Source organism: Oscillospiraceae bacterium MB24-C1, assembly GCA_030913685.1.
Taxonomy (GTDB): Bacteria; Bacillota; Clostridia; order Oscillospirales; family Ruminococcaceae; genus Yanshouia.
The window spans coordinates 786,269-798,657 of sequence record CP133187.1; the positions used below are offsets into that span (position 1 = coordinate 786,269).

Below are 12,389 nucleotides of genomic sequence, written 5' to 3' on the forward strand. Positions count from 1 at the left end.
TATACTTATAACCTGAAACATGCGGCAAAAATTATAGTATCATAGACTTTTGGCTTTGTCAAGGCATTTTTCTGCCTTTTACAACATTTTGACAACGCTAACCTTTGTCAATGCTGATATGAACATAGACATCAAAATAAAACTTATTTGATTATAATACTTGCAATCAAAACACCCAGTACAAGGCCGTAGACTGTTGAACTCCACGGATTAGACGTGATTAGACAGCGCCCGGAAGCACAGCCCACAAAATAATAGTACAGATAACCTGCCAAAGCACCAACAGCACCGCCAATTACATAGCCTAAAATTTTCATAGCACTCACCTCACTGGCTTAATGCTATCAAAAACCACTTAATAAGACTGTGACTCAATCACAATAGCCGCAAAACGGTCTGTTTTACACTTCGTGTATTTTTCGAGCAAGGAGTTATGTCTTAATCCTGACTGCGGCTCGCTTCATCAGCACTCTCTGTATCATGATCTTCGGACATAGTCTCTTCCGGCTGCAATTGCTCGGTTGTAGCAGTTTGGGTGCTATCTGCAGTCTCTGTCGCATCTGCCGGCTCAGGCGTCGTCAGTAACATCCACGCCGGTGCGGTACCATCGGCCAGCTTTTTGTACACTGCAAGCCAGAGCACCACGGCAAACACCACCATGCAGCCTGCTAACAGCTGAGAGACACGAATGCTGCCGGCAGTCAGGCTGTCGGTGCGCAATCCTTCAATGACCGCGCGGCCTAGGCCGTTGATGAAAAAGTACATCAACGTCAGCTCACCGTTAAATCTGCGCCGTTTGGTGTACCACACGATAAATAAAAAGCCCAGCATCGTCCATGCCGATTCATAGAAAAAGGTGGGATGCACCGGTATGTCGCTCATCTGTAATACCTGATCGGGCGTAAAGCCCGGTAGCAAATCGGGGTGCATGTGAAAATAATTGTCTATAACCGGGCTGACCATGCGCCACGGACCTTCATAATAGCCGCCAAACGCCTCAATGTTGACAAAATTGCCCCAGCGCCCGATTGACTGCCCTAATAACAAACCGCCCAGCGAGGCATCCAGTGCCCGCACCACCGGAAGCTTCCAGCGGCGGCACAGCAGATAACCGCAGAGAATTGCCGCGATAATGCCGCCGTAAAAAGCGATGCCGCCCTTCCATATCTGAATAATCTCTTCGGGGTGCAGCTTATAATAATCCCACGAAAAAGCAACATAGTAGGCCCTCGCACCCAGCATGCCCGCGATGATTGCATAAAGAAAAACGTCGCTGAGCTTCTCTTTGTCAACACCGAACTGAGCGGCGCGCCAGGTGGCGTAAATGACGCCGAGTGCGATGCCAGTCACCACAATGATGCCGTACCAGTAAATAGTGAACGGCCCGATAAAGACCGCTACCCGTGAGATGGAAAAATCCAAACCTAAACCGGGAAACGCCAACTTTGCAGCGGTATCAGCACTGGCCAAATGGATAAATGAATCCATGTTTGTCCCCTCTTTTCTGTCTAATCCCGTACTACCGAGAGCGCGCAGCGCGCAGGGTCAAAATTCTCACGCAGAAAAGCCTGCGCGTCATTCAAAGTCAATTCGTCGATCAGCTCCAACGGTTCATAGGCGCTAAAGTCCGCGAGAGACGCCAGCACCATCATACCCGCCATCGCCTCAACCGAGCTATAAACGCCGGCATAGCGGCCGTAGGCGGCGCGGCGCGCACGTTCAAAAGCTTCGGCCGAAATGCCATTTTGCTGTAACTCTTCCACACCTTTTAAAATACGCGCAAATACCTCGTCGGGGTTTCTTGATTCGCCAGAGAAAATGTTCACAAGATAATTGGGACCCGCCATCACCTCGGAGCCAAAGCTAGCATTAATCAGCCCCTCGTCGTAAAGTGTACGGTAAAGCTCGGTCGACTCACCCACGGCCAGATCGCAAACAATCTCACCGGTCACCTGCGCGAGAATATTCTCGCGGTAGCTTTTCGGGGTACCCTTAAAGCCAATTTGGAACAACGGAGTCGCAACCTCAAGCTTTTGTTCGACCCGACGCTCACGCACCGACTGGGGTTCGTCAACTTCGCGCGTGCGAACCGTCACCGGTGCGGCAGGCAATAAAATTTTATCACAGGCCTTAATCACCGTGTCAATGTCGAAGTTGCCGGCGACCGACAGCACCATATTGTTCAGGTTATAAAACGCGTTGTAGCAACGATAAAGCAGTTCGGCGGTAATCTCAGAAATCGACTCCACCGTTCCTGCGATATCCACTCGAATCGGATGGTTATGATACAGCGCCCCGAGCAGGTTAAAATATACGCGCCAGTCGGGATCGTCGTCGTACATTCTGATCTCTTGCCCGATGATACCCTGTTCCTTCTGTACCGTTTTTTCAGTGAAATAGGGCTTTGTAACAAGATTCAATAGAATTTCAATCGACTGGTCAAAATTATCGGTGCAGCCAAAAAGATAGGCCGTACGATCAAACGAAGTGTAGGCGTTGGCAGAAGCACCGGTTTTGGCATACTGCTCAAAGGCATCCCCCTCTTCGCTTTCAAAGAGCTTATGCTCTAAAAAGTGCGCGATGCCATTGGGCACAGTGGTGTATTCTTCGTCGCCGATTGCAAACGAATCATCTATCGAACCACAGCGAGTGGCAAACAGCGCATGTGCGCCTGAAAAGCCCTCCATCGGGCAAAGCATCAGCGTCAGACCACTGGGGTGGACGATGCGGGTATAGCTCTCCTCCAAACGGCGGCAAGCAACAGTTTCACTAAGCATCTACCGATTCCTCCTTTGAAGTGAGCAGATAAATCGCATCAAGCCGAATTTTTTTGGCAGCCTCAATCACCTGCTCTCGGGTTACGGCATCAATCGCACGCATCTCCTCTTCAGGCGTGGCAACTTCATCTGATAAAATGCGGGAGATATACCATTCCTCCAAAGTGCCGGGATAATCCGACACGGCGCGCAGGCTGTTTTTAATCTGAAGGCGGGTATTTTCAAGTGTTTCATCATCAAAATTGCCGTTTCTAATCTCATCAAGCTGCACAAGTATTTCTTTTTTAGCACTTTCAATGTTTTCTTTTTCCACGCCGCAATCCACGAACATGACGGCCGAGCTACGATCATAGCGTGCCGCACAATAATAGCAAAGCGACAATTTCTCTCGTACGTTCAAAAACAACTTCGAAGACGGCGTGCCGCCATAAAGCGCCGTCATCAGGCGCATGGCAGACTGCTCGGCCATATTACCGCGTTTATCACTGCGGAAGCCCAGCACCATCTTGGACTGTGCCACATCGAGGTATTCCACCTTTTTAAGCGTCTCTTCACCCGCAGGGCAAATTTTCGCGTCTGTAAAGGGTTGCGGCGCTCTTGTCATACCAGCAAAGGCCTTTTTCATGACCTCTGAAGCAGCCGAAGGGTCGCCCGAACCGACAAACATAATCTCAACGGCGGCGGTATCCAAAAGCCTGCGGTAAGCTTCAGCCGCGTCTTTTGGGGTAAGTTTTTGGGCCTGCTCCACCGTGCCATATTTTTGCAGTGCTGCGGAATCATTGCGGCCCATGAGCATCCGGCACTGGGAGAGTGCATAGCTGCGCTTGTCGTTTATCAGGCTCTCTATCGTATCAATCAAATTCTGACGCTCTAGGAAAAATTCCTTTCGGTCAAAAACGCCGTCTTCAATCAACGGCTCCATCAGCAGCTCGCGCAGCAGCGTGGCCGCCTGCTGCACCAGCGCTTCCCCGCCGAGAGTAAAACGGTCATCAAGCATTTTTATGCCCAGTGTAATAATCTGGTTACCCCCGCTTTTACTGACGTCGGCAGCAAGCGAGGCGCCATACATCGCGTCAAGACGGCGGTTGAGCTGAGTAAAATCTTTGCAACTTTGGCTGCCCTTGCGCAGGAGAAACGGTAATATGGCATTGCAGCTCACCGTCTGCGCGTCAAGCGGCACAATCAGGTTAATTGAAATCCGGTTATGCTTAAATTTAGGATCGCTTAACACTGACAGGTTAACGCCGCGCGAGAGCGCGGTACGAATCAGATTTGTCGTCATCAATACCTCTCCAACCTTTTCATGTCTTATTTCATAAATTTTCATTTTGTCATTGTATCACAGATTTATGAACATTTCCAGCATTATACTAAACACTAGCTAAAGCGCGAATGGATTTGCGCAAACAGTTTTTGAGTCTGTCAAGGCAGACGGGCTACCGCCCTGCAAGGAGGATAACAAAGACAGGCGCAAAATTAAACGCAAAGGCATCGTGGTTTTTAGGCAGTATTTTGTATTAGTCTGCACCAAAATCCGCTTTAGAATGCACGGACAAAAGCCGCCCCGCAAAATGATGATAAAAATCATTCTGCAGCGCGGCTTTTTAATCGGCTTTAAGCGCGTGGTGGGACGTCGTCGTTCGACGAAGCCTCTTCGCCAAGCAAAGACTCTGTGATAGTGTCGTCAGACGTTGTAACATCAGTCTTATCGATAACAGCTACTTCGTCCGCTTTATCGTTTCCAGCGGCAGGAGCGGCTGTGTTCTTTTTAACAGAAGTCATTTCACCCGTGGACATCAGGCTTTCAAAATCCTCTGCGTCGATCTTCTCGCAGCGAATGAGCGTTTCTGCAATCAGCACCAGCTGATCCATATGCTCAACGAGATTTTTCTTTGCCAGTTCAAAGCCCTCTTCAACCAAATTGCGAATCTCGTTATCAATTTCAGAGGCAACCTCTTCGGAATAGTTGCGGGACTGGTTGAAATCACGCCCTAAGAACACTTCACTCTGGTCATGACCGTAAACAACCGGCCCAAGCTTTTCAGAAAATCCGTAGCGAGTAACCATTGCGCGGGCGATGGCGGTAGCGCGTTCAATATCATTGGAAGCACCGGTCGATATATCGTCGAGTACCAGTGCCTCAGCCACACGACCACCCAGCAGGGTGATGATATTCTCCTTCATCTCCTTACGGGTATGGTAGCTCTTGTCCTCAGTGGGCAGGCTCATGGTAAAGCCGCCCGCCATACCGCGAGGAATGATCGACACCTGATGCACCTTGTCGGCGGTATCCATATAATAAGTGACCACCGCGTGACCCGCCTCGTGATAAGCGGTAAGTCTCTTATCCTTTTCGGTGATGAGACGCGACTTCTTCTCGGGGCCTGCAATAACCTTGATGGTTGCTTCCTCGACGGTTTCCATCGTGATAGCCTTCAGGTTCTTTCTGGCAGCCAACAGAGCCGCCTCGTTGAGAACATTCTCAAGGTCAGCGCCGGTGAAGCCAGCGGTGGTGGAAGCAATGGTCTTCAGGTTAACATCGGGGCCTAGCGGTTTATTTTTAGAATGAACCTTCAAGATTTCTTCGCGGCCCTTTATATCGGGATAACCCACAACAATCTGACGGTCAAAGCGACCCGGGCGCAGCAGTGCTGGATCAAGGATATCCCGGCGGTTGGTCGCAGCAACGACAATGACACCGGTATTGGAGCCGAAGCCGTCCATCTCGACCAGCAGCTGGTTTAAGGTTTGTTCACGCTCGTCATGACCGCCGCCCAAACCTGCGCCACGCTGGCGACCAACAGCGTCGATCTCGTCGATGAAGATGATGGCAGGGGCGTTCTTTTTTGCCTGCTCAAACAGGTCGCGAACACGCGAAGCGCCGACGCCGACAAACATCTCAACAAAGTCGGAACCGGAAATTGAAAAGAACGGCGCGCCCGCCTCACCCGCAACAGCACGAGCCAGCAGGGTTTTACCAGTTCCGGGAGGGCCAACAAGCAGCACACCCTTGGGAATGCGCGCGCCGAGCGTATTAAACCGCTCCGGCGATTTTAAGAACTCGACCACCTCGACCAGTTCAGCTTTTTCTTCGTCCGCACCGGCGACATCGGCGAAGGTAACGCGGCGACCCTGGTCGGGAGTGCGCGCCTTAGCCTTGCCAAAGCCCGAGATATTGCCGCCTCCGCGCGATTGCTTAATGGTGAACCACCACAACGCGCCCATGGCGAGAATAAGCAGCAGTGTCGGCAGGTACGAAACCCAGAACGGCATCGTCGCAATCGGTATTAGTTCATGGGGTATTCTATCGCTGGGATTCTCACGGTTATATTCCTCAACCTTTTCCTGCACCGTGTTGATGAACAAATTGGTGTTGGGCACTGTATAGATTTTCTCTTCGGTTTCGCCCTTCAATTTGAATTTGAGTTCGCCGGTACCGAGGTCAAAGGTATATTCCTGAACTTTATTGTCGTCAAAAAACGCGACAATTTCGGAATATTTATAGGGGCTCTCTTTGTTGCTCAGACCGAACGTACTGCTGGCAATAAGCACAAGCGCAATCAGCACGGCAACATAAATAATAATGCCACGGTTATTTTTAGGGTTGAAGCTGTTGCGCGGGTTCTGCCCCGGGCCCTGATTGGGGTTTTTATTTGGCTGGTTAGAATTATTCAATCGTTACACTCCCTGCTAAAATTTATTCTTCATATACGCAGGGCTTGAGAATGCCCACATACGGTAGATTGCGATATTTTTCGTCGAAGTCCAGGCCGTATCCGACCACAAATTCATCCGGGACGGCAAAGCCTTTGTAATCTGGCACAATGTTGACACGGCGACGTTCAGGCTTATCAAGCAAGGTCGCAATACGAATGCTTTTGGCATCCTTGGCGCCGATATGCTCTTTGAGATAAGCAAGCGTCATGCCAGAGTCGAGAATATCCTCGACAATCAGAATATCCCTGCCAGTGAGCACCTCGTCAAGGTCTTTAATAATTTTGACGACACCGGTGGTCTTGACGCCGCTGCCGTAACTGGAGACAGACATAAAATCAATTGAGGCCGGAATGGTAATGGCACGCATCAAGTCGGCCATAAATACCACCGAACCTTTGAGTACGCTGACCAGCATCAGGTTTTTGTCCTTATAATCCTCTGAAATCTGACGTCCTAGCTCCGCAACCTTATTCTTGATTTCCTCTTCAGAAATAAGTACCTTCTGAATATCATTTTGCACTTTTTGTCATTCCTCCTGTATTCTGATCAGCACTGCGCGCCGGGTATTCCGTGAAATGGCGGCCCGTTCGCTGACGCCAAGCCCTTCGATCCAGACGGGCCCTTTTTCATCGCTCAGGACAGCTAAGCCATCTCTGAGCAGCGCTGGAACGGTCATTGCATTGAGCAGTTTTTTTAGCGATTGTGTGCAATTATGCCCAACAAGCGCAATTCTATCACCAGCCGCACGCGGGCGCAGGGTGATAATCTCATTTATTCTATCACAGTCAATTGCGTTTTTAAATTGCAAACTACGGTTATTTACAAAAAATTTTATCTCTGTTATATCAATTTCGCATATTTGAAGAAAAACACCCTCATTTAGCGGGATTTTTATTGGTATCGTCGTCTCAGAGAGCGAAATTTGCCGTTCTTCAAGCCTTGGCGGCTTAAACAGTGTCTCAAGAAAAAGAGCTTCGCCGTCACAGCGCAGCGTGTTGCAGCCATCGAGCGAAACGCCCCCGCTGCCCACCAGCACCAGCTCGTCGACCAGTGCCAGTCGGTCAGCGTCGTAGCGCTGACCTGCTGTAAGCAGCATTTCTTTATAACAGCGCAACCGAACCGGTTTGGGCTGACTTATCAACGCCGCGCGCGACCATTTTGGCCGCCGTGGTAAAAGCGGTACCAAGCGTTTGGCCCAGTCCGGTAGAATTACAGGCGTTTCAGGCATAGCGGCCGCAGCTAACGCCTGCGCCGTCATCTGTCCCAAAAGCACTTTATCCGCCTGCAAAGCGTCAACAGTACGGCGCACCGCCTGCTCAAAGGACGGGTTGAGTGCCTTTAACAACGGTATCAGCGTATGTCGAATGCGGTTGCGCTTGTAATCATTTGAATGGTTGGTCGAATCAGTGACAAAATCCTGTCCCTGTTCTTTAAGATACTCCTCCACCTCATCGCGGGTACAGTTGATCAGCGGACGTATGATGTTATTTCTGACGGGTGGAATGCCGCACAGCCCCTCGAGCGCCGCGCCGCGCGTCAGATTCATCAGCAGCGTTTCGGCATTGTCAGAAAGAGTATGTGCTGTCGCAATTTTAGCGTCAGAATCAAGACTTTGCAGTGCTTGATACCGAAGGTCGCGCGCCCCCTCTTCGGTACCACAGCCATTTTGGGCGCAATAGGACAACACATCGACGTTTTTCACGACTAACGAAATACCCAGCCGACTGCAAAGCGCCCCGCAAAAACGCTCGTCACGAAGGCTTTCTTCCCCACGCAGATTATGGTTGATGTGGCAGGCCGAAAGCGTAATGCGTAATTCGTCTTTAAGAGAATATAAAACGCAAAGCAGGGCAACCGAATCCGCCCCGCCGGAAAGCCCGACAATGACGTTTTCGCCCTGCTTGAGCATATGGTGTGATTGAATGGTCTTTAAAACGCTATCCTTCATCCCGTACAAGCTCCGGTGTCGTGAAAGTCGTGTGCGCGCCATCCCAACCGAATTTGACACTTCCGGTTGTGCCATGGCGGTTTTTAGCCACGATACATTCGGCTTCGCCCTGTGGCACGTTGGGGTCGTCTTTGGCGTAGTAGGCCGCGCGGTAAAGCATCATGACAATATCGGCGTCCTGCTCGATCGAGCCGGATTCACGAAGATCCGACAGCATCGGCCGCCGGTCAGTACGTGTTTCAGGTCCGCGCGAAAGCTGCGACAGCACGATAACCGGCACATTGAACTCCTTCGCCATAATTTTAAGTGAACGCGTCATCTCCGAAACCTCTTGAACGCGGTTTTCGCTGCGGCGTTTGGAGCCGTCGCCACCGGTCATGAGCTGAAGATAATCGATTACAACCAGCGAGACGTCGCGCAGCCTTCGCAGCTTGCCCTTCATTTCGCCAATATGTATACCTGCTGTATCATCCAAATAAACAGGTAGCGGTGTCAGCCTTTGTGTGGCGACCGCAATTTTCTCCCAGTCCTCTAACGATATATTGCCACGATGCAAATTTTCTGAAGCGATAAGCCCCTCGGAGGAAATCAGGCGCTCCACGAGCTGCTCGTTACTCATTTCCAGCGAAAAAATAGCAACTCTGCGTTTTTGCTTCGCAACATTCAACGCAAGGTTTAACGCAAAAGCAGTTTTACCCATACCGGGACGAGCCGCCAATACTATAAGGTCGGATTTGTTCAAGCCCATAATAACGTTATCCAGCAGCGGGTATCCGGTTGGAATGCCGACATACTGTTCGCGGTCCTCACCGCTTAAACGCTGCAAACGATCATAGGTTCCCGCGATGACGTCCTTGATATGCGTAAAGCCGGAGGAATCTCGCCCCTGTCGCAGATCATATATTCCCTGCTCGGCCATATCCATGAGCAAGTTTGCGTCTGTATTGCCCTCGCGCGAAGCGCCGATAACCTGCTCAAAGGTAGAAATTAGGCTGCGCAAATAATATTTTTCCCGAACGATACGGGCATAGGCTTCTGCGTTACCGGCAGTGGGCACCACCTGCGCTAACTGCGTCAGATAAATTTTCGCATCCTGGTCGGTCGGGAAAACATCCTCCCGGCAGACCTGCTCTAAAATCGTAATAAAGTCTATCGTCTCAGAGGCGATAAACATCCGCATAATAATCGAAAAAATATCCCGGTGCTGTTGACGATAAAAACTTTCAGGTTTTAGGTATTTGAGCACCTCCGGTACGCACTGCGAATCGATGAGCACCGCGCCGAGCACCGACTGCTCCGCCTCAAGATTATAAGGAAGTTCCTGTGGCGTTGCGCCGAAATAGTTATCAAATTTATTCTCCACCCCAAGATCTCCTTTGCCTGAATCAATCTAAAAGCGCAATAGAAACTGACCGCTGGCAGTCAATAAACCGCAGCGATTATAATGGGCAATTGTACCTACTCACAAACAATAACTTTTGTTTTTGCCGCGATGCCCGCATGCAGCTTGACAATCGCTTCATACTCTCCGTAGGTCTTGATGTCCCCGTCGATCGAAACCTTTTTCTTATCAACCACCGTACCGAGCTGCTCGGTCATGGCATCTGCAATTTCCTTGGTAGTAACAGCGCCGAACAGCTTGCCGCCTACGCCCGCCTTTGCGTGTACCTTAACAGTCATGGCGTTGAGCTTCTTGGCCAGCGCCTCAGCATTCTGACGCTCAACCTCCGCGTGATGAGCTGCAGAATCCTGCTTGGCCTTCATTTCACCCACCGCCTGGGGGGTAGCGGGTTGCGCCAGCTTTTTAGGTAGCAAAAAGTTGCGAGCATACCCATCCGAAACCTCGCGAAGTTCTCCCTTTTTACCGGTTCCCTTAACATCCGCTAATAAAATTACCTTCATTTTAGTGTACCTCCAGCGTTTAAATTTAAACAGCAAGTTAGGCAATATGATTTTGCTGTGTGTAGTCCTCGATTGCTTCAAGTAGCTTTTGGCGCGCGTCCTCCATCGAAATGTCCGGAATCTGGGTCGCAGCCATAGTCTGATGTCCGCCGCCGCCGAGGGCCTCCATGATGACCTGAACGTTCATCTTACCCATTGAGCGTGCAGAAATTGATATGCCATCATCATATTCATAAAGTACAAACGATGCATCCACACCGCTGATATTTAACAGTTCATCAGCTGCCTGTGGCGCAACAAGCTTGATATTTTCACTCATTGCAGTCGCTGTGGCGATAGCGCAGCGGTGGTATATTTCTGCCGAGGAAACCACCCGCGCCCGCCGCTGGTAAAATTCCATCGACGAGGAAAATAACTTACGTACCTCAACAGTATCCGCACCCTGACGCCGCAAATAGGCCGCCGCCTCAAAAGTTCGCACACCGGTACGGATGACAAAATTTCGGGTGTCGAGCATAATGCCGGCCAAAAGCGCCTCCGCTTCCACACGGGTGATGCGATGCTTATCGCCGAAATACTGTATCAGTTCGGTCACCATTTCAGAAGCTGAGGACGCATAGGGTTCATGATAAAAAATAACCGCGTTGTCGATATAGCCCACCATGCGGCGGTGATGGTCGATGATGGCGACATTTTTACACGCGCGGTAAATCTCAGAAGATTCCAGCACGTGTTCAAGATGCGTGTCCACAATGATGAGCAGCGTGTTGGGGGTAATGGTATCCATAATGTCAAACGGGTTTAAGAAGCTATTTTCGTAGCCGTTCTTCTCTAAGCGCTCAATCAGTGTATTAACAAGGTTGCGCGAGCGATTAATGGCGATTACAGCCGGCTTACCCATCTGGCGAATCGGCCGCAACAGGCCGACCGCAGCACCCAGGCTGTCCAGATCTGCAAACTTGTGCCCCATAATAATAACATTGGAGCTTGAGTTGATCAGTTCGGCCAGCGCGGTTGCAACAATGCGAGTCTTGACCTTGGTGCGTTTTTCAATACCCTTAGAAACGCCGCCGTAAAAATCGTAGCCGCTAGGCGTCTTGACAGCGGCCTGATCACCGCCGCGGCCCTGCGCCATATCCAGCGCTTGACGCGCCGCTTGTTCGCCCTCGGGATATGAATCAACATTTCTTGCAACGCCAATCGACAGCGTCACCGGGATTTTATCCACACTTGAAAGCGCACGTACACGGTCGAGCAGCGCAAAGCGCTTTTCGACAATACCGGGCATGTGCCGCTCCTCGATAACCGCAAAAAACCGGTCGCGATCAGTCTTTATGACAAAGCCGTCGTGGTCACCGACAAACTGCTCAATAACATATTCGACCTGTGCCATCAGCTGAGAACGCTCATTTTCTTTGGCATCCTGTAGTGCTTCATCGAGACTGTCTATCATGATGGCCATCATCGAGGGGCGTGACGCCCAGTATTGTGCCGCGTCGCATTTTAAGTCAGTGTCGTCGCACAGGTAATAGACAAATAGCGAACGTCCGGCCTCCGATGTTAGATTTTTGCCGCTACCACGAGTGCTACGGGCCGAATAAACAGTGTAAGAACGATCTTTAAACTCAATAGAAAAACAGCCGTCCTCGCTGTCGATCTCGCCGAGAATTTCGCTAATAGGATGACCGTAGCGCTCACCCTCAGTAAACAGGTGCGTACGGCAGTAGTCATTATACCAAAGCAGCTCCCCCTTATCATCTGCCACCATAACCGGCATGGGCAGCGACACGAGCGTGTCGGTCTGCATTTTGCTGATTTCTTGACCAATCTGGGTGACAAAGCGATCGACCTCGCGGTCGGCTCGAAGCATGTAAATCAGTGCCAAACCAAGCGAAAGCAAAGAAATGGACACCACAGTATAAAAATAGGTAATATTAAAATACAACGCCGCCAGCGAAACCGCAGCCAGCTCAAACAGCATTAGATAAAAGACAGGCCGATAAAGCCTATTTTTTTGTCTCATCACATTCTCCTATGTCAAAAGT

At 50.4% G+C, this 12,389-nt stretch carries 10 protein-coding genes; all 10 read right to left on the bottom strand.

Annotated elements, in window-relative coordinates; all coding sequences use genetic code 11:
* Window positions 1-143 precede the first annotated feature (143 nt).
* Window positions 144-317: a DUF6132 family protein gene (locus RBH76_03945; protein ID WMJ84590.1), complete on the bottom strand. Its 174-nt coding sequence runs from the start codon at window positions 315-317 to the stop codon at window positions 144-146.
* Between the two features lie 121 nt (window positions 318-438).
* The gene (lgt, locus tag RBH76_03950; GenBank protein WMJ84591.1) at window positions 439-1,488 is read right to left on the bottom strand and encodes a prolipoprotein diacylglyceryl transferase; all 1,050 of its coding nucleotides are present in this window, start codon (window positions 1,486-1,488) and stop codon (window positions 439-441) included.
* Window positions 1,489-1,508: 20 nt separating this feature from the next.
* Complete coding sequence (locus RBH76_03955) at window positions 1,509-2,777, bottom strand: pitrilysin family protein (GenBank protein ID WMJ84592.1); 1,269 nt, start codon at window positions 2,775-2,777, stop codon at window positions 1,509-1,511.
* On the bottom strand, window positions 2,770-4,059 hold the full coding sequence (locus RBH76_03960; GenBank protein ID WMJ84593.1) for an insulinase family protein: 1,290 nt from the start codon (window positions 4,057-4,059) through the stop codon (window positions 2,770-2,772). Before RBH76_03960 ends, RBH76_03955 begins: the two co-directional genes overlap by 8 nt.
* Before the next feature lie 332 nt (window positions 4,060-4,391).
* A complete protein-coding gene (gene ftsH, locus RBH76_03965) occupies window positions 4,392-6,329 on the bottom strand; it encodes an ATP-dependent zinc metalloprotease FtsH (GenBank protein WMJ85195.1) in 1,938 nt (645 codons plus the stop codon).
* A 145-nt stretch (window positions 6,330-6,474) separates the two neighbouring features.
* On the bottom strand, window positions 6,475-7,014 hold the full coding sequence (gene hpt, locus RBH76_03970; protein WMJ84594.1) for a hypoxanthine phosphoribosyltransferase: 540 nt from the start codon (window positions 7,012-7,014) through the stop codon (window positions 6,475-6,477).
* Window positions 7,015-7,020: 6 nt separating this feature from the next.
* On the bottom strand, window positions 7,021-8,442 hold the full coding sequence (gene tilS, locus RBH76_03975) for a tRNA lysidine(34) synthetase TilS (protein WMJ84595.1): 1,422 nt from the start codon (window positions 8,440-8,442) through the stop codon (window positions 7,021-7,023).
* The gene (dnaB, locus tag RBH76_03980; GenBank protein WMJ84596.1) at window positions 8,432-9,805 is read right to left on the bottom strand and encodes a replicative DNA helicase; all 1,374 of its coding nucleotides are present in this window, start codon (window positions 9,803-9,805) and stop codon (window positions 8,432-8,434) included. The genes tilS and dnaB overlap by 11 nt, the downstream gene beginning before the upstream one ends.
* Window positions 9,806-9,900: 95 nt before the next feature.
* On the bottom strand, window positions 9,901-10,344 hold the full coding sequence (gene rplI, locus RBH76_03985; GenBank protein WMJ84597.1) for a 50S ribosomal protein L9: 444 nt from the start codon (window positions 10,342-10,344) through the stop codon (window positions 9,901-9,903).
* A 37-nt stretch (window positions 10,345-10,381) separates the two neighbouring features.
* Window positions 10,382-12,367, bottom strand: a complete 1,986-nt coding sequence (locus RBH76_03990) for a DHH family phosphoesterase (GenBank protein ID WMJ84598.1) — start codon at window positions 12,365-12,367, stop codon at window positions 10,382-10,384.
* Window positions 12,368-12,389: the final 22 nt, after the last annotated feature.

Excerpts from the sequence above, each read along its gene's own strand:
- rplI (WMJ84597.1), bottom strand. The coding sequence starts at position 10,344 with ATGAAGGTAATTTTATTAGCGGATGTTAAGGGAACCGGTAAAAAGGGA.
- tilS (WMJ84595.1), bottom strand. The coding sequence starts at position 8,442 with ATGAAGGATAGCGTTTTAAAGACCATTCAATCACACCATATGCTCAAG.
- RBH76_03945 (WMJ84590.1), bottom strand. The coding sequence starts at position 317 with ATGAAAATTTTAGGCTATGTAATTGGCGGTGCTGTTGGTGCTTTGGCA.
- RBH76_03960 (WMJ84593.1), bottom strand. The coding sequence starts at position 4,059 with ATGACGACAAATCTGATTCGTACCGCGCTCTCGCGCGGCGTTAACCTG.
- RBH76_03955 (WMJ84592.1), bottom strand. The coding sequence starts at position 2,777 with ATGCTTAGTGAAACTGTTGCTTGCCGCCGTTTGGAGGAGAGCTATACC.
- lgt (WMJ84591.1), bottom strand. The coding sequence starts at position 1,488 with ATGGATTCATTTATCCATTTGGCCAGTGCTGATACCGCTGCAAAGTTG.
- RBH76_03990 (WMJ84598.1), bottom strand. The coding sequence starts at position 12,367 with ATGAGACAAAAAAATAGGCTTTATCGGCCTGTCTTTTATCTAATGCTG.